Genomic DNA, 22,008 nt, shown 5'->3' on the forward strand with positions numbered 1-22,008 from the left:
CCGGCCCGCCAGTGCGGTCGCATGCTGGCGGGCCGCTGTCTTGCCGTAAAAAAGAAAAGACAATATTCTGAAATGCATAATACGAAAGATAAACGTAAGCGAAAGACGATGACCCAGTCTTCTTTCGCGTTTTTCTCCGTCAATTACTGCGGGGATTGTGCCCTGCTGACCATCTTCCTGCGTACGCGTGTATCTGTCTTACCACGATAACGAAAGTTATCTGCCGCAACACTCATTAAATCGAAAGATAAATTGCAGTTATTTTCTCAATTTGGCGATAAATTTGCGTTACAACTTTCTTTTTGTTGACGCTGCTTATTTTTCTTTTTAAAGTAATCCCAAGAAAACGAAAATCAGCCAAAACGGACTGATTTCCAGACAGGTGCAACTGCCTGCCTGCACCTGTCGACGACCACCATAAAATTGCATCCCCCCGACTCCGCCCCGGGGCGGGGAGGGCGCGTATAACCCTCGATATAGACGGAGAGACCACCATGCATACCACCCGACTCAAATTGCGCGACATCAGCCGCGCCGCCGCGATCGTGATCGCACTGGCGGCCGGCGTGCCAGGCCAGGCCTGGGCACAGTCGAACGCCACGAGTACCATTTTCGGCGAAGTGAGCGCGCCGGTCGGCGCCACCGTGGTGCTGGAAAACCTGGCGACGGGCGTGCAGCGCAGCTTGACGCCCAACACCGCGGGCCGCTATGTGGCGAACTCCATGCCGCCAGGCCGCTATGCGGTGCGCGTGCTGCGTGCAGGTTCGGTCGAAGCGTCGCAGGAAGTCGAGGCCCTGATCGGCGCCGGTGCCGAAGCGAACTTCGGCCCGCCCAGCGCGGGTGGACCCGTCAGCCAGGCGCAGACCGTCGTGGTGAAAGCTACGCGCAATCCGATCGACGTGTCGAATACGAACAATGGCGTGATCTTTACGGCCAAGGAATTGAAGGCGCTGCCAGTCGGTAACGACGTGGCCTCCATCGTGCAGCTGACGCCGGGCGTGGCACGCGGCACCAACAGCGTGTATGGCAATGCGCCATCGATCGGCGGCTCGGGCCAGTCGGAAAACGCGTTCTACGTGAACGGCTTCCCCATCACGAATATCCTGACCCAGGTGGGCGCGTCGGAACTGCCGTTTGGCGCAATCTCGAACCTGCAAGTGCTGTCGGGCGGCTACGGTTCCGAATTCGGCCGTTCCACGGGTGGCGTGATCAACATCACCACCAAGAGCGGCGGCAACAAGGTCGAATTCGGCGGCAAGGTCTCCATCATCCCGCGTTCGCTGAAGGGCACAACGGAGAACAGGTACTACCCGAACACGGGCGCCAATCCTAAGACGGACGGGACCTTGAAGTACTGGAACCGCGACAATGGCAGCACCAGCAAGGTCGTCGGCTTGTACGGCAGCGGTCCACTGATCAAGAACAAGCTGTTTGCCTTCGTGGCGCTGGAGCAGACGCGCACGGATGGCGGCTCCGTCGCCGGTGCGCGCGACGACTTGCTGGACAAGGTGCTGCCGAACGGCTGGCGCGAGAGCAAGAGCAAGGTTGACCGCATGATGGCAAAGCTGGACTACAATCTGACGGATGACCACCACTTTGAATACACCAAGCTGTATGACCGCACGACAACGGACAGCCAGAGCTATGGCTTTGATTATGCCACGCTGAAACGCAATAACGTGCCTGGCGGCGGCAGCGAGACCACCATCAATTGCTGCGGTTCGTCGGCTGCGCCAGGCGCGAATGTCGACATCTTCAAGTACACGGGTTACCTGACCGATAATTTGACGGTGACGGCCATGATGGGCCAGTCGCGCACTTCACACACCCGTACGCCGAATGGCTACGATCCCCTGCTGGCGCAAACGTCGTCGAACACCTCGACCCAGGTGCCTGGCCTGAGCTATTCCAATCCGCAAACGGTGACGGGTACCCTGGTCGACCCATCGTCGGAAGACCGCCAGAAAGCCAAGCGCCTGGACCTGGAATACAAGCTGGGCAAGCACTCGCTGCGTGGCGGCATCGACCGCATCGACGTGGAATCGAAAGTGGGCCTGAGCCTGGCCGGCGGCTACCGCTGGAGCTACCATCGGGCCCCGGATCCGAATCTGCCGATCAATGGCGCCTTTGAAACGCCGTACCAGGGCGACGGCTATGGCAAGCAGGGCTATTATGTCAGCAAGGACTTGAACGCCAACCTGTCGCGTCCGACCAGCGTGCAATCGGCGCAATACATCCAGGATCACTACCAGGTCACGGAACGGGTGCTGCTGGACCTGGGCCTGCGCCGCGAGCAGTTCACCAACTACAGCACCGATGGCGTGGCCTTCATTTCGCAGCGCAACATGATTGCCCCGCGCGTGGGCGCGACCTGGGATTACCTGGGCGACGGCACCCTGAAATTCTTCGCCAACGGTGGCCGCTACCATTTGCCGGTGCCGTCCAACCTGTCGAGCAACATGGCCAGCCCTTTCCTGGCCACCAGCGAAATGTTCACCTACACGGGTGTCGATCCGGTCACTGGCGCGCCGACGGGCCTGCATGCGATCAGCAAGCCGTATTCGGCCAACAACGCGTATGGCCAGAGCCGCGACGCGCGCGAAGTGACGGCCGTTGGTTTGAAGCCGCTGTCGCAGGATGAATTCTCGCTGGGCTTCGAACGCGCCCTGAGCAAGAAGCTGGTGGTGGGCGCCAGCGTCCTGTATCGCAAGCTGAACGACACCAACGATGACGTCTGCGACGCGCGTCCGCTGGAAGCCTGGGCCACGCGCAACGGCGTCGATACGGGCAACTGGAGCGGCTTCCAGTGCGCCATCATCAACCCGGGCCGCGACAATAGCCTGATGGTGGACTTTGACGATGGCAAGGGCCTGCGCCGCGTGGACATTTCGGCGGCAGAGTGGGGTAACCCGCTGCCATCGCGCACTTACCGCGCCTTGAACATGTTCGTCGAGCACCCGTACACGAACGGCTGGTATGGCAAGCTGACCTATACCTTGTCTGGGCTGAAGGGCAATATGGAAGGCCAGACGGACAGCATCGGCGGCGGCGACGTGGGCCTGACGGTCAGCGACGACCACAAGGAACTGATGTACAACGCCTATGGCTACCTGCCGGGCGATCATCGCCACGCCTTCAAGGCTTACGGCTTCATGCAGGTCATCCCGGACGTGATGGTGGGTGCCAACCTGTCGCTGACCTCGGGCGCGCCGCGCAACTGCATCGGCGCGCTGCCCGATAACCTGAAGTTCGAGAATGATTACGGCGATTCCTACTTCTATTGCAACGGCAAGCCGGCGCCACGCGGCAGCCAGGGTCGCCTGCCGTGGCAAGCACAGCTGGACATGAATGTGGCCTATACTCCCGCCGCCGTCAAAGGCCTGAGCCTGAAAGTGGACGTCTTCAATGTGTTCAACAGCCAGACCGTGACCCGCTACACCGAAACGCGTGAAGACCATGGCGCCATCTCCCGCAATTACCTGCAGGTCGATGGACGCACGGCGCCGCGTTCGGTGCGCTTCACGGCGGAATACACCTATTAAACTGCAGCCGGCCCACCGTGCGGCGGGCCGGCGAAGAACATTACCAATGGAAGCGAGTAGAGACCAATGACAACACAAATCAATCGACGCAATTTCCTCTCCGCCAGCGCCGCGCTGGCCGGTGGCGCCATGGCCGGCAGTGCCTTGCTGCCGGGCGGCGCCGTTGCTGCGCCGGCAGCCGGCCGTGACAAGGTCCGCCTGGGCGTGATCGGCACGGGCATGCGCGGCCAGGTACTGCTGGCGGAACTGGTGCGCCGCGACGATGTGGAAGTGGTGGCGCTGTGCGATATCGAACCGATCATGCTGAAACACGCGCTGGGCCAGGTGGCCAAGGCTGGCAAGCCGCGTCCGCGCACGTATGGCGAAGACCGCGACGAGAAAGCCTACAAGCGCATGCTGGACGCGGGCGGTCTCGATGGCGTGATCATCGCCACGCCGTGGGAATTCCACGCGCCCATGGCGATCGCCGCCATGCAGGCGAAGATAGCCGTCGGTTGCGAAGTGGTGGCCGGCATCACCCTGCAAGACCACTGGGATGTCCTGAATACCCAGTTGAAGACGGGTACGCCCTATATGTTGCTGGAAAATGTGTGCTACCGCCGCGACGTGATGGCTGCGCTGCAGATGGTGCGCGCGGGCCTGTTCGGCGAACTGCTGCACCTGCAGGGCGGCTACCAGCATGATTTGCGCGCCGTCAAATTCAATAGCGGCAATCCGGCCAAGCCGTATGGCGGCGGCGTGGAATTCGGCGAAAAAGGCTGGTCGGAAGCGCATTGGCGCACGCAGCACTCGGTCGAACGCAATGGCGAGCTGTATCCGAGCCACGGCATCGGCCCCTGCGCCATGTACACGAATATCAACCGCGGCAACCGTTTTACGCGCATCAATGCCTTCGCCACCAAAGCGCGCGGCTTGCACGACTACATCGTCAAGCAGCCGGGCGGCGCGCAGCATGCGAACGCCAAGGTGAAATTCAAGCTGGGTGACGTGGTCACGACCACGCTGGCCTGCGAGAACGGCGAAACCATCATCCTGCAGCACGATACCAGCCTGCCGCGCCCGTATTCGCTGGGCTTTCGCGTGCAAGGCACGGACGGCCTGTGGATGGACCTGAACAATTCGATTCACATCGAAGGCGTCAGCAAGCCGCACCAGTGGGATGACTTCCAGGCTTACCAGGACAAGTATGAGCACCCGGTTTGGCGCAAGTACGCGGCGCAGGCAGAAGGCGCGGGCCACGGCGGCATGGACTTCTTCGTCATCCACGCCTTTGTCGAAGCCCTCAAGGCCAATGCACCGATGCCGATCGATATCTACGATGCCGTGACATGGAGCGCGATCACGCCACTGTCCGAGCAATCGATCGCCGCCAACTTCCAGACCCTGGACTTCCCCGATTTCACGGGTGGCCAGTGGAAATCGCGCAAGCCGATCTTCGCCCTCGACGGCAAGTACTAAGCACCATACGCCCGCTACCGCGCTTGCCGCCGTAGCGGGTTTTTTCTATCCCAGGAGACATCGATGAAACACAGAAGTTCATTACTCTATGCAGTCCTTCCCGCCATGCCGATGCTGCTGGCAGCCTGCGGCGGCGCCACCGCCACGGGGAGCGGCAATACCGCCTTGCTGGCCACCAGCGTGGCCGCGCCGGCGACGCCCGCAACGGTGGAACTGGCCGGCAATGCCTTCATCACCAGCGCAGAGACAGGGGCCATCATCAACGAACAAGGCCTGGCCGGCTGGAGCAATCCGGCTGCCATCGCCAGCACGTATTTCCGCGTGGCCGAAGCGGGCCCCGTCCAGGTGGCGCTCGACGCCAGCCTGGCCGATGGCGGCAACAGCACCATCCGCGTGAAGATCAACGGCACGCCGTTCGACGTCAAGCTGGCCGGCAAGGCGCGCAAGACCTACGCCGTGGGCACGGTGAACGTGGCGGCGGCCGGCTATGTGAAGGTGGACTTGCAGGGGCTGTCGCGCGTGAAGGGCACGTTTGGCGACGTTCCGGCGCTGAAGGTGACGGCCGGCGCCGCGCTCAACTACGCCAACGACCCCGCCAATTATTACTGGTCGCGGCGCGGGCCGTCCGTGCACATGGGCTACACGGTGCCGGCCAATACCGAGTATTTTTATAACGAGATGACGATACCCAAGGGGCACGATGCCATCGGCTCCTATTTCATGGCCAACGGCTTCGGCCAGGGCTACATGGGCATTCAGGTAAAGTCGCCCAGCGAGCGCTGGATATTGTTTTCCGTGTGGGACGCCGACAATGGCGCGAAGACCACCCTGGTCAGCAAGGGCGCCGGCGTGGTCGACAATGCGTTTGGCGGCGAGGGCACGGGGGGCCAGACCTACCTTTCATACAATTGGGCGGCTGGCACGACGTACCGCTTCATCACGCGCGCACGGCCCGATGGCAAGGGCGGCAGCGATTACTCGGCCTGGTTCTTTGCGCCCGAGACTGGCAAGTGGCGCTACATCGCTACCTGGAAGCGGCCGGCGATTTCCACCTATTTGACGGGCGTGCATTCCTTCCTCGAGAACTTCATCGATACCCTGGGCTACACGGAGCGCCGCGTCCAGTTTGGCAACCAGTGGGCAAGGAACGTATCCGGCACCTGGTCGGAAGTGACGGCAGGGCGCTACACTGGCGACGCCACGGCCAGCAACGCGCAGCGCATGGATTACGCGGGTGGCCTGGAAAATGGCAAATTCTACCTGCGTAACGGCGGTTTCTTTGCCGATGTCGTGAAAACCGGCCAGAATTTCACGCGCCCGGCCACGGGCCAGGCGCCGGGCGTCGATGTGGCGGCCTTGCCGATGCAGTAATAGCTTTACCTTGGCCGCTTGCCCACCATCGCTTCGATGCCGCGATAGTAAGCGAGCGGCCGGCCTATCGTCACCCCCATCAAGGCCGCAGCATCGATGATGTCGGTCGTATCGCGCCGCTACACCACCAGCGCATCCATTTCATCGCTGCCGTTGCCATCGATCTGGATCAGCTCATGGCCGCCGTCTTCCACGGCGCGCCGCGCCAGTTCCGTGTCCCGCCACTCGAAATAGGGCAACGCGCCGGTCCCGCCATGCTCCCGCCGGCCAGGTCGCCTTGCAGCATGTCTTGCCAAAAGTGCCTACGGGCAAGGGCAGGACCTTTGCGCCACATGTTCTGATGCTGTTACTTGCTATGGCAGTGGCCAGGCCTGCCTGGTGACCGCCACGGCGACGATGTAGGCGAATACCAGCACGGCGAGCGCGAAGGCGGCGCCGCGCACGGCTGGCGTCTTGCCCCGTTTCAGGGCGATGGTGCCCAGCGCGATGTAAGCCACCAGCGCGCACAGCTTGGCGGCCAGCCACGGCTGGCTGCCCGGCGACTGGCCGCTCCACACGGCCAGGATAATGGCGCTGGCCAGCAGCGCCGTGTCGACCAGGTGCGGCAGGATTTTCACCCAGCGCTGCTGCAATGCAGGCGAGGCGCGCAGCATCCAGGCGCCGCGCAAGAGGAAAAGACAGCCGCTGGCGGCGGCGCAACCCATGTGGAAATGCTTGAGGCTCAGATAATCCATGCGTGTGTCGGGGGCGTTGATTGACGGTGGCCACAGCATAGCCGCCTTTGGCGCACCGCGCCATACGTCGTCGGGATAAGGCGTTGCCAAGGCAGGAATCTGGCCAGCTCCTTCTTGCGAAGGGCGCCGAGTGTGCCAAGAATATCTGCGTTTGTAAAACGCCCGCCATCCAGCCTAGCTCCGCACCCCGCCATCTAGTCATTTTTGCCGATGCGGCTATCCAGATTGCCTTTCCAGAATCACCCTGTGGCCGATAGTGGCTTTCGCCTCTGCCACGTAAGCTGGTCGGGACGGCTGGCCAGACGGCCAGTGCATTCATGGAGAAACATCGTGGCTACCCTAGATGGCACTAAGAACAACAGTAGTAACAAGGCAGTCGAACCGGGCATGCGGCGCAAGCAGGCGTCCGTGCTGATTAGCAGTACCTTCGCGTTTGCCATCTGCTTTGCAGTCTGGATGATGTTTGCCGTACTGGGCATCCCCATCAAGACCAGCCTGGGCTTGACAGAAACACAATTCGGCCTGCTGGCCGCCATGCCCGTGCTGACGGGTTCCCTCGTGCGCGTGCCGCTGGGCATCTGGACGGACAAATACGGCGGACGCCGCGTCTTCTTTTGGCTGATGCTGGCCAGCGTGGTGCCGATCTATCTGATCTCCTACGCCACCGCCTACTGGCACTTCCTCGTGCTGGGCATGTTCGTGGGCCTGGCGGGCGGCTCGTTTTCCGTCGGCACGCCGTATGTGGCGCGCTGGTATGAAAAGGAGCGCCGCGGCCTGGCGATGGGCATCTTCGGCGCCGGCAACTCCGGTTCCGCGTTGACCAAGTTCGTCGCGCCGGGCATCGTCGCCGCCTTCGGTTGGCAAATGCTGCCGAAGGTGTATGCGGTGGCCATGCTGGCCACGGCCATCCTCTTCTGGCTGTTTTCGTACACGGACAAAGCGCATCTGGCGCCATCGGGCGAAAGTTTTTCGGCGCAGATGAAGGTGCTGAAGGACCCGCGCGTGTGGCGCTACTGCCAGTACTACTCGGTGGTGTTTGGCGGCTATGTGGCGCTGGCTTTGTGGATGACGAAGTATTACGTGGCCGAATACGGTTTTGATTTGAAGCACGCGGCGCTACTGGCCGCCTGCTTCTCGCTGCCGGGCGGCGTGCTGCGCGCGCTGGGCGGCTGGATCTCCGACAAATACGGTGCGGCGAAAGTCACCTGGGCCGTGATGTGGGTGTGCTGGGTGTGCTTCTTCCTGCTGTCGTATCCACAAACGCAGATGGTGGTGGAAACCGTCACGGGGCCGCTGGCTTTCCATATCGGCCTGTCGCCGCTGTGGTTCACGGCGCTGCTGTTTATCGTCGGCATCGCCATGGCCGTGGGCAAGGCGTCCGTCTTCAAGTTCATCGGCGATGACTTTTCCGACAACATCGGCGCCGTCTCGGGCGTGGTGGGCCTGGCCGGCGGCTTGGGTGGCTTCATCCTGCCCGTGATGTTCGGCGCCCTGGTGGATGTCACCGGCGTGCGTTCGAGCGCCTTCATGCTCCTGTATGGCACCGTCTGCGTTTCCCTCGTCTGGATGTATTTCTCGTTCAAGCCGCTGCGCGCGGCACCAACCAATCAACCTGCAGGAGTAACGTTATGAGTAAGCCCGTGAGCCGCTACATGATCAATACCTGGGAGCCGGAAACCCCGAGCTTCTGGCAAAGCACCGGCAAGGCCACGGCCGCGCGTAATCTGTGGATTTCGATTCCCGCGCTGCTGCTGGCGTTCGCCGTGTGGATGGTGTGGAGCGTGGTGGTGGTCAACCTGCCCAACATCGGTTTCACCTACAGTAACAACCAGCTGTTCTGGCTGACGGCCTTGCCGGGCCTGTCCGGCGCCACCTTGCGCATCTTTTATTCGTTCATGGTACCGATCTTTGGCGGCCGCCGCTGGACGGCCATTTCCACAGGCTCGCTCCTGATTCCCGCCATCGGCATCGGCCTGGCCGTGCAGGATGTGAACACGGGCTATCCGACCATGCTGATTCTGGCGCTGCTGTGCGGCTTTGGCGGCGGCAACTTTGCCTCGTCGATGGCCAATATCAGCTTTTTCTATCCGAAGGCGAGCAAGGGTTTCGCGCTGGGCATGAATGCGGGCCTGGGCAACCTGGGCGTGTCGGTGGTGCAGTTTGTCGTGCCGCTGGTGATCACCGTTGCCGTCTTCGGCGCCTGGGGCGGCGATTCGCTCACCTGGCTCAAGAATGGCGTGAGCAAGGACATGTGGCTGCAAAACGCGGGCTACATCTGGGTGCCATTCATCGCCTTGAGTACCTTGCTGGCCTGGTTCGGCATGAATGACCTGGCCTCGGCCAAGGCTTCGTTTTCCGAGCAGGCCGTGATCTTCAAGCGCAAGCACAACTGGCTCATGTGCTGGCTGTACACGGGCACCTTTGGTTCCTTCATCGGATATTCGGCCGCGTTTCCGCTGCTGATCAAGATCCAGTTCCCCGACGTCAATCCGCTCGATTACGCCTTCCTTGGCCCCCTGGTCGGGGCGCTGGCGCGCGTGGCCGGCGGCGTGATTTCCGACAAACTGGGCGGTGCCAGAGTCACCCTGTGGTCTTTCCTGCTGATGATAGGCGCCGTGCTGGGCGTGCTGTATTTCATGCCGCATGCGGGAGTGGGTGGCAGCTTCAGTGGCTTCTTCTGGATGTTCATGCTGCTGTTCGCCGGCACGGGCATCGGCAATGCCTCGACCTTCCGCATGATCCCCGTGATCTTCCTGACGGAGCACCAGCGCGCGTCTGCCGGCAAGGGCAAGGCGGCGCAGGAGCAAGCCATCGTCGACGCCAACAAGGAAGGCGCCGCCGTCCTGGGCTTCACGTCGGCCGTGGCGGCCTATGGCGCCTTCTTCATCCCGAAAAGCTATGGCACTTCGATTTCGCTGACGGGCAGCCCCGATGCAGCCCTGTGGTGCTTCATCGGCTTCTATGTGAGCTGCATCGCGATTACCTGGTGGTGCTATGCGCGCAAGAATGCGCCCATGCCTTGCTAAATGCCAGGGGGCGTCATGGAAGAACTGGAAAAATTCGTCAACGGCTTCAGCCTGTTTCAGCAGCAGTATTTCAGTGAGCCGCAGACCTTGTACGACAGCCTGCGCGACGGGCAGCGGCCCACGACCTTGCTGATCGGCTGCTGCGATTCGCGCGTCGATCCCATGCTGCTGACGGGCAGCGACCCGGGCGACATGTTCGTCGTGCGCAATATCGCCAACCTGGTGCCGCCGTGCACGCCCGATGCGCCGCCCGGCGTCAGTTCGGCCATCGAGTTCGCCGTCTGCAAGCTCGAAGTGGCCAGGGTCATCGTGCTCGGACATGCGCGCTGCGGCGGCATCCGCGCGCTGCTGGAACCGCAGCCGCGCGCGCAAGGCCAGGAAACGGACTTCGTGGGACAGTGGATGCGCATCGCCGAACCGGTGGCGCAAAGGGTGCGCCGCGAGCTGGCGCACCGTTCGTCGGAAGAACAGCACCATGCGTGCGAACTGGCCAGTATTTTGCAGTCGCTGGACAACCTGCTGACCTACCCCTGGCTCAAGCGGCGGGTGGAGCAGGGGGTGTTAAAACTACATGGCTGGTATTTCGACATCGACAGCGGCGCCCTGATGGCGTATTCGGCCCGCCAGCAGCAGTTCTTGCCGCTGGTCTGTCCGATAGAAAGGGCGCGTCATCTGCATGAACGCCCTTGGCCGGATTCAGCTAAAACGTAACAGATCCCCGCTGCGGTCAAACGCCAGCAGGCTGTCGATGCGGCCTTGCTCGATGGCCGTCACCATGGCGCGCAGGGGCGCCTCGCATGCCTGCGCCGCAGGTGGCTGGCCGTGCTGGCCCGCCAATCCCGCCACGAAGACCACGTCCCAGTGCGTCTGCATCTGTTTCGACTCCTCCATCAATGTCTCGAAGCTGCCCAGTTCCTCGGGCAGCTTGTCGGCGCACATCACCGGTGTGAGGGACTTGCCCTGGCCGCCTGGCTGGGCCTGCGCCTGGGTAAAGGTGAACAGCAGGCGTTGCGGCTGCTCCTGATCGCGGGCGCTGCGCAGCAGGCTGGCGTAATCGGTAATGGGCATGGTTTTTCTCCTGGTTGAACGATGGCGACAGGTATACCGCAGCACGCTCGCCGCGCCCATAGGCAAGAGTGACTATCCGGGTGACTACGCGCCTATGCATTCCTGGTGCGGGAAACCGACTTCTTGCCAATACCGCCGCGCGGGGCGCATCGATAGACTGTTTGTATCGACGCTTGAGCCATCGTGCTTGCAGCGTTTTTTAAGACCTGGCGCCGCTGCCTGCGGCGCAATGTGGAGGTAGCATGAGTCACTTTCTGGACCGCCTGAAATTTTTTAGCAAGCCCGCCGAGCCGTTTTCCAACGGCCATGGCACCGTGGTCGATGAAGACCGTACCTGGGAAAATGCCTACCGCCAGCGCTGGCAGCACGACAAGATCGTGCGTTCCACGCATGGCGTGAATTGCACCGGCTCGTGCAGCTGGAAGGTGTATGTCAAGAATGGCTTGATCACCTGGGAAACCCAGCAGACCGATTACCCGCGCACGCGTCCCGACCTGCCCAACCACGAGCCGCGCGGCTGCCCGCGCGGCGCCAGCTATTCCTGGTATGTGTATTCGGCCCAGCGCGTAAAGTATCCGATGGTGCGCGGCCGCCTGATGGAAATGTGGCGCGAAGCGCGCAAGACCATGGACCCCGTCACCGCCTGGGACTGGATCAGCCAGGACCCCGTGCGCTCGCAGCAGTACAAATCCATCCGTGGCCTGGGCGGCTTCGTGCGCGCCACCTGGGAAGAGTCGAATGAAATCATCGCCGCTGCGAATGCGCTGACGATCAAGAAATACGGCCCGGACCGCATCGTCGGCTTCTCGCCGATTCCCGCCATGTCCATGGTCAGCTATGCCTCCGGCACGCGTTACCTGTCGCTGATCGGTGGCGTGGCCCTGAGCTTCTACGACTGGTACTGCGACTTGCCGCCCGCCAGTCCGCAAGTGTGGGGCGAGCAGACGGACGTGCCGGAATCGGCCGACTGGTACAACTCGACTTATCTGATGGTGTGGGGTTCGAACGTGCCGATGACGCGCACGCCGGATGCCCACTTCTACACGGAAGTGCGCTACAAGGGCACGAAAACCGTGGCCATCTCGCCCGATTACGGCGAAATGGTGAAGTTCGGCGACATCTGGCTGGCGCCGAAACAGGGCACGGACGCGGCGCTGGCGCTGGCCATGGGCCACGTGATCCTGAAGGAATTCCATGCCGAAGGGCAGAGCGCCTACTTCCGCGACTATGCGCGCCAGTACACGGACTTCCCCATGCTGGTGCTGCTCAAGGAGCATAACGGCACCCTGGTGCCCGATTACTTCCTGCGCGCTTCGCACCTGGACAACAACCTCGACGAGATCAACAATCCGGAATGGAAAACCCTGGTCATTGACGAAACCACGGGTGCGATTACGGCGCCGGCCGGCACCATCGGCTTCCGCTGGGGCGAGTCGGGCAAGTGGAACCTGGAGCAGAAGGCGGGTGGCAGCGGCGTGCCTATCGTGCCGATGCTGTCCCTGATTAACGACAGCGACGCCGTCACGGAAGTGGGTTTCGCCTACTTCGGCGGCAAGGATGCGGCCGACATGCTGCTGCGCAAAGTGCCGGTGAAAACCATCCGTCTGGCCGACGGCACGACGGGCCTCGTTACCACCGTGTTCGACCTGACCCTGGCCAACTACGGTATCGACCGTGGCCTCGGTGGCGCCAATGTTGCGGAAAGCTATGACGACGACGTGCCCTATACCCCGGCTTGGCAGGAAAAGCACACGGGCGTGAAACGCGCCGACGTCATCACCGTGGCGCGCCAGTTCGCGCAAAACGCGGACCAGACGCGCGGCAAGAGCATGGTCATCGTGGGCGCCGGCCTGAATCACTGGTACCACATGGACATGACCTATCGCGGCATCATCAACATGCTGATGATGTGCGGCTGTATCGGCCAGTCCGGCGGCGGCTGGGCCCATTACGTGGGCCAGGAAAAACTGCGTCCGCAAACGGGATGGACGCCATTGGCCTTCGCCCAGGACTGGGTGCGTCCGATGCGCCAGATGAACGGCACCTCGTTCTTCTATGCGCACACCAGCCAGTGGCGCCACGAAAAGCTGGAAACGGGCGACATCGCCTCGCCATCGGCGGCCAGCGGCACGGGCGAGCTGACGCTGCTCGATTACAACGCCAAGGCTGAACGCATGGGCTGGCTGCCATCGGCGCCGCAGCTGCAAACCAATCCGCTGGAAGTGGCCAAGGCCGCCAAGGCGGCAGGGCAGGCACCGGCCGCGTATGCGCTAGCCCAGATCAAGGCGGGCCAGCTGCAGTTTTCGTGCGACGACCCGGACAATCCAGCCAACTTCCCGCGCAATATGTTTGTCTGGCGTTCGAACATCCTGGGCAGTTCGGGCAAGGGCCACGAATACTTCCTCAAGTATTTGCTGGGCACGCAGAATGGCTTGCTCAGCGACGAAGACGACTGCATCACGCCCAAACAGGTGAAAGTGCGTCCCGCCGCCGAAGGCAAGCTCGATCTGCTGGTGGTGCTGGACTTCCGCATGTCAACCACGTGTCTGTATGGCGACGTGGTGCTGCCGACGGCCACCTGGTATGAAAAAGACGATCTGAACACCTCCGACATGCATCCCTTCATCCACCCCTTGTCGGAAGCCGTGCAGCCCTTGTGGCAATCGAAGTCGGACTGGGAAATCTACAAGGGCATCGCCGAGAAATTCTCGGAAATCGGCGGCGAATTGCTGGGCACCCAGCAAGACATCATCCTCACGCCGCTGATGCACGATACCCCTGGTGAGTTGGGCCAGCCTTTCGATCCCAAGGATTGGCGCGCCGGCGAATGCGACGCCATTCCCGGCAAGACCATGCCGAACATGACGGTGGTCGAACGCAATTACCGCGACGTCTACAAGAAGTTCACCTCGATCGGGCCGCTGCTGGAAAGCGTCGGCAATGGCGGCAAGGGCATTTCCTGGAAAACGGGCCATGAAGTGGACGTGTTGCGCGGCATCAACCGCACGGTGCTCGAAGAAGGCGTGTCGCAGGGCCAGCCGCGCCTCGATACGGCCATCGATGCGGCTGAAATGATACTCACGCTGGCGCCGGAAACGAATGGCCACGTGGCCGTCAAGGCCTGGGCCGCGCTGTCTTCCATCACGGGACGCGAGCATACGCATCTGGCCAAGCCGCGCGAGCATGACAGCATCCGTTTCCGCGACGTGCAGGCGCAGCCGCGCAAGATCATTTCCTCGCCTACGTGGTCGGGCCTGGAAAGCGAAGAAGTCAGCTACACGGCCGGCTATACCAATGTGCATGAACTGATCCCATGGCGCACCTTGACGGGCCGCCAGCAGTTTTACCAGGATCATTTGTGGATGCGCGATTTTGGCGAGGGACTGTGCGTGTACAAGCCTGCCATCAACACGAAGACGACGCAAGCGCTGCTGGGCACCAAGCCGAATGGCAACAAGGAACTGGCGCTGAACTTTTTGACATCGCACCAGAAGTGGGGCATCCACTCCACGTATTCGGACAACCTGCGCATGTTGACGCTGTCGCGCGGCGGGCCGCACGTGTGGCTGTCGGAAATTGACGCGAAGACGGCCGGCATCGTCGACAACGACTGGATCGAGGTCTTCAACGTGAATGGCAGCCTGACGGCGCGCGCCATCGTCAGCCAGCGCATCCCGGCCGGCATGACGATGATGTATCACGCGCAGGAAAAAATCATCAACGTGCCAGGCGCGGAGATGACGGGCAAGCGGGGCGGCATCCATAACTCGGTGACGCGCGCCGTGCCCAAGCCGACGCACATGATAGGCGGCTATGCCCAGCTGGCCTACGGCTTCAATTACTACGGCACGGTGGGCTCCAACCGCGATGAATTCGTATTGGTGCGCAAGATGAACAAGGTTGACTGGCTCGAAGGCCCGTTGCAGGAAGAAGGAGCATAGTATGAAAATCAGAGCGCAAATCGGCATGGTGCTGAACCTGGACAAGTGCATCGGCTGCCACACCTGTTCCGTCACGTGCAAGAACGTGTGGACCAGCCGTGACGGCGTCGAGTACGCATGGTTCAACAACGTCGAAACCAAGCCGGGCATCGGCTATCCGAAGCAGTGGGAAAACCAGGACAAGTGGAATGGCGGCTGGCGCCGCACGGACGCGGGCAAGATCGAGCCACGCCAGGGCAGCCGCCTGAAAATCCTGGCCAATATCTTCGCCAACCCGAACCTGCCCGCCATCGACGAATACTACGAGCCGTTCACCTACGACTACGAGCACCTGCAAAGCGCGCCGTTGTCGCAGACGCCGCCGACGGCCCGTCCGATCTCCGTGCTGACGGGGAAAAAGATGGAAAAAATCGAGTGGGGTCCGAATTGGGAAGATGACCTGGGCGGTGAATTTGCCCAGCGCAGCAAGGACAAGCTGTTCGACAACATGCAGAAGGAGATGTACGGCACCTTCGAAAACACCTTCATGATGTATCTGCCGCGCCTGTGCGAGCATTGTCTCAACCCGACGTGCGTGGCGTCCTGCCCTTCCGGCTCCGTGTACAAGCGCGAAGACGACGGCATCGTGCTGATCGACCAGGACAAGTGCCGCGGCTGGCGCATGTGCATCTCCGGTTGTCCGTACAAGAAGATTTACTACAATTGGTCGTCAGGCAAGGCGGAGAAGTGCACCTTCTGCTTCCCCCGCATCGAAGCTGGCCAGCCTACCGTGTGCTCGGAAACGTGCGTGGGCCGCATCCGCTACCTGGGCGTGCTGCTGTACGACGCCGACAAGATCGAGGCTGCCGCCTCCGTGCCGCAAGAGCAGGACCTGTACCAGGCGCAGCTGGACCTGTTCCTCGATCCGCACGACCCGGCCATCATCGCCGAAGCGCGCCGCCAGGGCATCCCGGACCTGTGGCTGGAAGCGGCCGTCAAGTCGCCCGTCTACAAGATGGCCGTCGAATGGAAAGTGGCGTTTCCGCTGCATCCCGAATACCGCACCTTGCCGATGGTGTGGTACGTGCCACCCCTGTCGCCGATCCAGGCGGCGGCCGAATCGGGCAAGCTGGGCGTGAACGGCATGCTGCCCGACACGCAAAGCCTGCGCATTCCCGTGCAGTACCTGGCCAATCTGCTGACGGCAGGCGACCAGCCGCCCATCGTCTCGGCGCTGGACCGCATGCTGGCCATGCGCGCCTATATGCGCAGCAAGACGGTCGAGAAGGTGGAAAACCTCACGGTCCTCAAGCAGGTGGGCTTGAGCAAGGCGCAGGTGGAGGACATGTACCACATCATGGCCATCGCCAATTACGAAGACCGCTTCGTCATCCCCAGCAGCCACAAGGAAATGGCCGAGGACAGCTTCAACGAGAAGGGTTCGTGCGGCTTCAGCTTCGGCAACGGCTGCTCGGACGGCAGCAGCGAGCCGACCTTGTTCGGCAAGAAAAAACACGGTTCGGCCATCTTCATGCAGATGCCGAAGTCGCGCAAAACGGCGCCAGGCGCCTAAGGAACCGATATGACACTCGCCATGCATCACTATCAAATCCTCTCGCGCCTGCTGCTGTATCCGGAGCCAGAGCTGATCGCGCACCTGCCGCAGCTGGACGCGGCGCTGGCCGCCATGCCGGAGCAGCACGCCTTGATGACCCCCTTGCTGCGGCCCTTGCTGGCGCACCTGGAAAGCAGCAGCCTGATCGACCTGCAGCAGCAGTACGTGGCCACCTTCGACCGCAATCCGTCGCACTCGCTGCACCTGTTCGAGCATATCCACGGCGAATCGCGCGACCGGGGCCAGGCCATGGTCGATCTGATGGAGGAGTACAAGCGCCACGGCCTGCAAATGGTGGGCGACGACTTGCCCGACTTCGTGCCCCTGTTCCTGGAATTTTTGGCGCAGCTCGATGAAGCGGTATCGGCGCCGTTGCTGGGCGACGCCGTCCACGTGCTGGCGCACATCGGCCGCAAGCTGACGGCCAACGGCAGTGCGTATGCGCCCGTCTTCTCGGTGCTTGAACGCCTGAGTCCCGTGGCGGCCGAAATGCTGGCCGAACCGCCGATTCGCGACATGGATGAAGCGCTGGAAACCTTCGGTCCCGGCGCGGACGGTGTCGAGCCCTTGCTGCGCCAAGGCCAGGGCCAGTTCGCCGGCGGCGTCCATCCCGTGCATTTTCACCCGCAGCCGCGGCGCGCCGCTTGAACGGCCGCCTGCGCCCGCATGAGGAGAGTACATCATGAGTAATTATCTGCATCAATTTGTGTATGGCATTTATCCATACATCGCGCTGGCCATCTTTTTTCTCGGTAGCCTGATTCGCTACGACCGCGAGCAATATACGTGGAAGTCCGATTCCAGCCAGCTGCTGCACCGTGGCAGCCTGCGCCTGGGTAATATCCTGTTCCACCTTGGCATCATCGGCCTGCTGTTCGGCCATGCGGCCGGCCTGCTCACCCCCGTCTGGGTGTGGGATACGCTGGGCGTGTCGCATAGCCTGAAACAGGGCGTGGCCATGGCGGCCGGCGGCGTGATGGGCGGCCTGTGCCTGGCTGGCCTGCTGATCCTGCTGGTGCGCCGCTTTTCCAATGACCGGTTGCGCGCCGTCACCACGGCCGGCGACAAGCTGGTGATGCTGTGGATACTGCTGACCTTGCTGCTGGGCCTGTCGTCGATTTCTGTCTCGGCTTCGCACATGGATGGCCACATGATGGTCTTGCTGATGCACTGGGCACAGCACATCGTCACCTTCCGCATCGACGCCGCCAGCTTCATCGTCGATGCACCGCTGGTGTTCAAGCTGCATCTGTTCATGGGCATGTCGCTGTTCGTCATCTTCCCGTTCACCCGCCTGGTGCACGTGTGGAGCGGCTTTGGCGCCATCGGATACCTGGGCCGTGCCTATCAACTGGTTCGCCGCCGCTAAGAAAGGAGCTACATCATGGGAATCTCTGTCAATGGCATCGATATCGACGATGCCGACATCGCGCAGGAACTGCCGCATCACGACAGCGCCGGCAATCCGCTGAAACAGGCCGTGCATGAATTGGTGCTGCGCCGGCTGCTACTGGACGAAGCCGAACGCCTCGGCGTGCCGGGCGGCAGCGATGACGATCGCATCGAGGCGCTGTTTGCGCAGGAAGTGCGCGTGCCGCCCGCCGACGATGCCGCTTGCCGCACCTTTCATGCGCAGCGCCCGCAGCTGTTTCGCAGCGGCGCGCTGGTCGAGGCGCGCCACATCCTGTTCCAGGTGACGCCGGAAGCGCCGCTGGAGCTGCTGCGCGCGACGGCGCAAGCCGTGCTCGATGCCTTGAAACTGGCGCCAGAGCGCTTCGGCGAACTGGCGGCGCAGTATTCGAACTGCCCGTCCGGCGCCCTGGGCGGGAGCCTGGGCCAGCTGTCGCCGGGCCAGAGCGTGCCGGAGTTCGACGCGCTGCTGTTCCGCCTGGAGGCGGGCGCGCTGGCCGGGCATTTGCTGGAAACGCGCTTCGGCTATCACATCGTGCAGGTGCAGCGCCGCGTCGAAGGCCAGGCCATGCCGTATGAAACGGTGCAGGCGCAGATCGCCGACCGCCTGTCGCGCGCCGCGTGGCAGCGCGCCGTGCACCAGTATCTGCATTTGCTGGTGGGACGGGCCGACATCGCCGGCGTCGCGCTGGAAGGCACAGCCAGTGCGCTGGTTCAGTAGACTGAAATGCGTAGGCTGAAATGCGTAGGCCGGAAGGCGTAGTGCGCTAGGCCTTATGGGGCACAGCCAGATCGTGCCCCAGCCCTTACAATCGAGGATGAAACAGGAGTTGTGTCATGGGTAGCGTCAAGTTGCAGGACCGATTTGGCCGTTCGATCGATTATGTGCGGCTGTCCGTCACCGACCGCTGCGATTTGCGCTGCAGTTATTGCATGCCCAAGGGATTTCGCGGCTTCGAAGAGCCGAAGGATTGGCTGACGTTCGACGAGATCGAGCGCCTGCTGGGAATTTTTGTACGCCTCGGCACGCGCCGCGTGCGCCTGACGGGCGGCGAGCCGCTGTTGCGGCGCGACCTGCCCGAGCTGGCGCAGCGGCTGTCCGCGCTGCCCGGCTTGCAGGATCTGTCGCTGTCGACGAATGCCACCCAATTGGGCAAGCACGCCGCAGCCTTGCGCGCGGCGGGCGTGGACCGCATCAATGTCAGCCTGGACTCCCTGGACCGCGCCTGCATGCAGCAGATCACGGGGCGCGACAGCTTGCAGCCTATCCTGGACGGCCTGGTGGCGGGCAAGGCGGCCGGTTTTGACCCCATCAAGATCAATATGGTGGCCATGCGCGGCATCAATGACAGCCAGATCGAGGCCATGGCCGGGTTTTGCATCGAGCAGCAGTTCATCCTGCGCCTGATCGAAGCCATGCCCATGGGCAGCACGGGCCGCAATGCCCGCTACCTGCCGCTCGGTCCCGTGCGCGAGCGCCTGGCGGCCCGCTTTGGCCTGGTGCCGCAGGCGATGGAGCTCGGTGGCGGGCCGGCGCGCTATATGGCGACCCCCGATGGGCGCTCGAGCATAGGCTTCATCACGCCCATGTCGCAGCATTTTTGCGCCAGTTGCAACCGCGTGCGCCTGTCCGTCGATGGTACCCTGTACCTGTGCCTGGGCCAGGAAGAGAAGTTCGCCTTCGGTCCCATGCTGCGCGGCGGGGCCACCGATGCGCAGATCGAAGCGGCGATCCGCGCCGCCATCGAACTGAAGCCGCAGCAGCATGATTTCAATACGCAGCCCGATAAAATTATCCGGTTCATGGCACAGACGGGCGGCTGAGTGGAGGTGTCACTGCTGGGGTCAGATCCGCCGGGTCTGACCCCGGATCTTGGCCTGTGGGTGGAGTGATGTCGCTGACTTGACTGCATAGGGGCCACAAACAGGCATTTATTAGGGGTAGTATGAAATTGAAGGCGATGTTTTCCTCCTGGCAGAAGCTGTCGACCAAGATCGTCGGCGCGCTGCTGCTCATGCTGGTGCTGGCCTTAAGTGCCATCGGCTGCACCCTGTTCTTGTCGTGGCAGCTCGAAGGCAGTGCGGCCGCCATCAACGAGACGGGCCGCTTGCGCATGCAGACCTATCGCCTGACCCTGCTGCTGGCCAGCGACGCCGGCGAGCAGGCGCGCCAGCAGGTGCTGCTGATCGACGAGACCCTGGCCAAGATCGGCCACGGCGACCCGCAACGCCCCTTGTTCCTGCCCCCCAGCCGCGCCATCAAGTCCGAATTCGAGCGCATTGCCACCGCCTGGCGTAGCGCCTTGCGCCCGACCGCCCTGGCCGCCGACGGCAGCGCGCGCGCGCGCCAGTTCGGGCATGATGCGGATATTTTTGTCGGCCAGGTGGACCAGCTGGTGCGCCTGATCGAGCACGATAGCGAACAGCGCACCTTCTGGCTGCGCGCCTCGCAGCTGATACTGGTCGGCATGGCCGTCATCGGCACGGTCAGCATGATCTACCTGATGTTCATGCTCATCATCGAACCTGTCACCCGGCTGCGCCTGGGCATGCAGCGCATGAAGGAGCGCGATTTCAGCGTGCGCCTGGCAGTCGACAGCAATGACGAATTCGGCCAGCTGGCCAGTGGCTTCAACCAGATGGCCGACCGCCTGCAGGCGCTGTACGGCAACCTGGAAGAGGGCGTGCGCAGCAAGACGGCCACCCTTGAATATCGCAACCGCGAACTGGCGCTGCTGTACGAAAGCGCGGCCTTCGTGCAACGCCCGCAGCCCCTGGAAGACATCTGCGGCGGCTTCATGCAGCGCATCGTCGATTATTTCGAGGCCGACGGCTCCACCGTGCGCGTGCTCGACGCCGAGCGCGGCAACCTGCACATGGTGGTGCACCATGGCCTGTCGGAAGAACTGGTGGCATCCGAGCATTGCCTGAAGGTGGGCGAGTGCCTGTGCGGCACGGCCGTCGAGATGAACGTGGCGAAGGTGCACGACATGCGCCGCATCGACAAGGCGCATGAGCTGCGCTGTCACCGCGAGGGCTTTGCCACCGTCTCGGTCTTCCAGCTCCACGCGCACGAACAGCACCTGGGCTTCTTCAACCTGCATTTCCGCCATGCGCGCGTGTTTTCCGCGCGCGAGCTGGCCTTGCTGGAAACCCTGGGGCAGCTGCTGGGCATTGCCCTGGAAAACCTGCGCCTGGCGGCGCGCGAGCGCGAAATGGCCATTTCCGAAGAGCGCAACCTGGTGGCGCAGGGCTTGCACGACAGCATCGCGCAAAGCCTCAATTTCCTTAACCTGCAAGTGCAGATGCTCGACGACTCCGTGCGCAATGCGCGCTTCGACGAGGTGGCGGGCATCGTGCCGGCCCTGCATGCGGGCGTGAAGGAAAGCTATGAAGACGTGCGCGAATTGCTGGCCAACTTCCGCAGTCGCCTGATGGAAGATGACCTGATCGGCTCCCTGCGCGCTGCGGTCGACAAATTCCGTCGCCAGACCGGCATCGACGCCGAGCTGCTGGCCGATGTCGACGGCGCGCCATTTCCCCGCGAGCAGCAATTGCAGTTATTATTTATTGTGCAAGAGGCGCTGTCGAACATTCGCAAGCACGCCCAGGCCAGCCACGTCGAGGTGCGCCTTGCCGATCACCAGGACTTCATGCTGACGATCAGCGACGATGGCGTCGGCTTCGACGCTGGCGCCGTGCTGGAAAAGGGCGACAGCCATGTCGGCATCCATATCATGCGCGAGCGCGCTCAGCGCATCGATGCCACGTTCGACGTACACGCCGCTCCCGGTGGCGGCACGACCGTCGAACTGCATCTGTCGCGCGAGCAGCGCCGCGCTGCCTAAGCCACTATCTGAAAGT

The 22,008-nt window shown here is 62.5% G+C and carries 15 protein-coding genes; 13 read left to right on the forward strand and 2 right to left on the reverse strand.

Annotation, left to right across the window (positions count from 1 at the left end):
* The first annotated feature begins 494 nt into the window (after positions 1-494).
* The 3 genes from K0F85_RS19920 (at position 495) to K0F85_RS19930 (ending at position 6,371) form a co-directional block, all read left to right on the forward strand.
* On the forward strand, positions 495-3,542 hold the full coding sequence (locus tag K0F85_RS19920) for a TonB-dependent receptor (RefSeq protein WP_219117675.1): 3,048 nt from the start codon (positions 495-497) through the stop codon (positions 3,540-3,542).
* A 66-nt stretch (positions 3,543-3,608) separates the two neighbouring features.
* Positions 3,609-5,000 carry a Gfo/Idh/MocA family protein gene (locus tag K0F85_RS19925; RefSeq protein ID WP_219117676.1) on the forward strand — a complete coding sequence of 464 codons (1,392 nt, stop codon included), beginning with the start codon at positions 3,609-3,611 and terminating at the stop codon, positions 4,998-5,000.
* Positions 5,001-5,063: 63 nt separating this feature from the next.
* Positions 5,064-6,371, forward strand: coding sequence for a DUF3472 domain-containing protein (locus K0F85_RS19930; RefSeq protein WP_257572908.1), 1,308 nt, complete (start codon positions 5,064-5,066; stop codon positions 6,369-6,371).
* Between the two features lie 353 nt (positions 6,372-6,724).
* On the opposite strand, the gene K0F85_RS19935 is transcribed toward K0F85_RS19930, so the two are convergent.
* A complete protein-coding gene (locus K0F85_RS19935) occupies positions 6,725-7,105 on the reverse strand; it encodes a SirB2 family protein (RefSeq protein ID WP_219117677.1) in 381 nt (126 codons plus the stop codon).
* Positions 7,106-7,492: 387 nt separating this feature from the next.
* On the opposite strand from K0F85_RS19935, the gene K0F85_RS19940 reads away from it, so the two are divergent.
* From K0F85_RS19940 to K0F85_RS19950, 3 genes are read left to right on the forward strand one after another with little or no spacing between them, the layout of a single operon-like run.
* Positions 7,493-8,737: a nitrate/nitrite transporter gene (locus K0F85_RS19940; RefSeq protein WP_219117744.1), complete on the forward strand. Its 1,245-nt coding sequence runs from the start codon at positions 7,493-7,495 to the stop codon at positions 8,735-8,737.
* Positions 8,734-10,131: a NarK family nitrate/nitrite MFS transporter gene (locus tag K0F85_RS19945; protein WP_219117678.1), complete on the forward strand. Its 1,398-nt coding sequence runs from the start codon at positions 8,734-8,736 to the stop codon at positions 10,129-10,131. The genes K0F85_RS19940 and K0F85_RS19945 overlap by 4 nt, the downstream gene beginning before the upstream one ends.
* A 15-nt stretch (positions 10,132-10,146) precedes the next feature.
* Positions 10,147-10,842: a carbonic anhydrase gene (locus K0F85_RS19950; protein WP_219117679.1), complete on the forward strand. Its 696-nt coding sequence runs from the start codon at positions 10,147-10,149 to the stop codon at positions 10,840-10,842.
* Here the strand turns inward: K0F85_RS19950 and K0F85_RS19955 are convergent.
* The gene (locus K0F85_RS19955; RefSeq protein ID WP_219117680.1) at positions 10,828-11,199 is read right to left on the reverse strand and encodes a ribonucleotide reductase subunit alpha; all 372 of its coding nucleotides are present in this window, start codon (positions 11,197-11,199) and stop codon (positions 10,828-10,830) included. The genes K0F85_RS19950 and K0F85_RS19955 overlap by 15 nt on opposite strands.
* 242 nt (positions 11,200-11,441) lie before the next feature.
* Here K0F85_RS19955 and K0F85_RS19960 point away from each other — a divergent pair, with 242 nt between their 5' ends.
* From K0F85_RS19960 to K0F85_RS19990, 7 genes are all read left to right on the forward strand, one after another.
* Positions 11,442-15,140, forward strand: coding sequence for a nitrate reductase subunit alpha (locus tag K0F85_RS19960; protein ID WP_219117681.1), 3,699 nt, complete (start codon positions 11,442-11,444; stop codon positions 15,138-15,140).
* 1 nt (position 15,141) lies between these two features.
* Positions 15,142-16,692, forward strand: coding sequence for a nitrate reductase subunit beta (narH, locus tag K0F85_RS19965; RefSeq protein WP_219117682.1), 1,551 nt, complete (start codon positions 15,142-15,144; stop codon positions 16,690-16,692).
* 21 nt (positions 16,693-16,713) lie between these two features.
* Positions 16,714-17,382 carry a nitrate reductase molybdenum cofactor assembly chaperone gene (gene narJ / locus K0F85_RS19970; RefSeq protein ID WP_219117745.1) on the forward strand — a complete coding sequence of 223 codons (669 nt, stop codon included), beginning with the start codon at positions 16,714-16,716 and terminating at the stop codon, positions 17,380-17,382.
* A 34-nt stretch (positions 17,383-17,416) separates the two neighbouring features.
* Positions 17,417-18,103, forward strand: a complete 687-nt coding sequence (gene narI / locus K0F85_RS19975; protein WP_219117683.1) for a respiratory nitrate reductase subunit gamma — start codon at positions 17,417-17,419, stop codon at positions 18,101-18,103.
* A gap of 15 nt (positions 18,104-18,118) precedes the next feature.
* A complete protein-coding gene (locus K0F85_RS19980) occupies positions 18,119-18,865 on the forward strand; it encodes a peptidylprolyl isomerase (protein ID WP_219117684.1) in 747 nt (248 codons plus the stop codon).
* Between the two features lie 116 nt (positions 18,866-18,981).
* On the forward strand, positions 18,982-19,968 hold the full coding sequence (gene moaA, locus K0F85_RS19985; protein WP_219117685.1) for a GTP 3',8-cyclase MoaA: 987 nt from the start codon (positions 18,982-18,984) through the stop codon (positions 19,966-19,968).
* A 122-nt stretch (positions 19,969-20,090) separates the two neighbouring features.
* Positions 20,091-21,992: a type IV pili methyl-accepting chemotaxis transducer N-terminal domain-containing protein gene (locus K0F85_RS19990; RefSeq protein ID WP_219117686.1), complete on the forward strand. Its 1,902-nt coding sequence runs from the start codon at positions 20,091-20,093 to the stop codon at positions 21,990-21,992.
* The last annotated feature ends 16 nt before the right edge of the window (positions 21,993-22,008 follow it).

Origin of the sequence: Janthinobacterium sp. UMAB-56, assembly GCF_900095265.1 — a bacterium.
Taxonomy (GTDB): Bacteria; Pseudomonadota; Gammaproteobacteria; order Burkholderiales; family Burkholderiaceae_D; genus Janthinobacterium.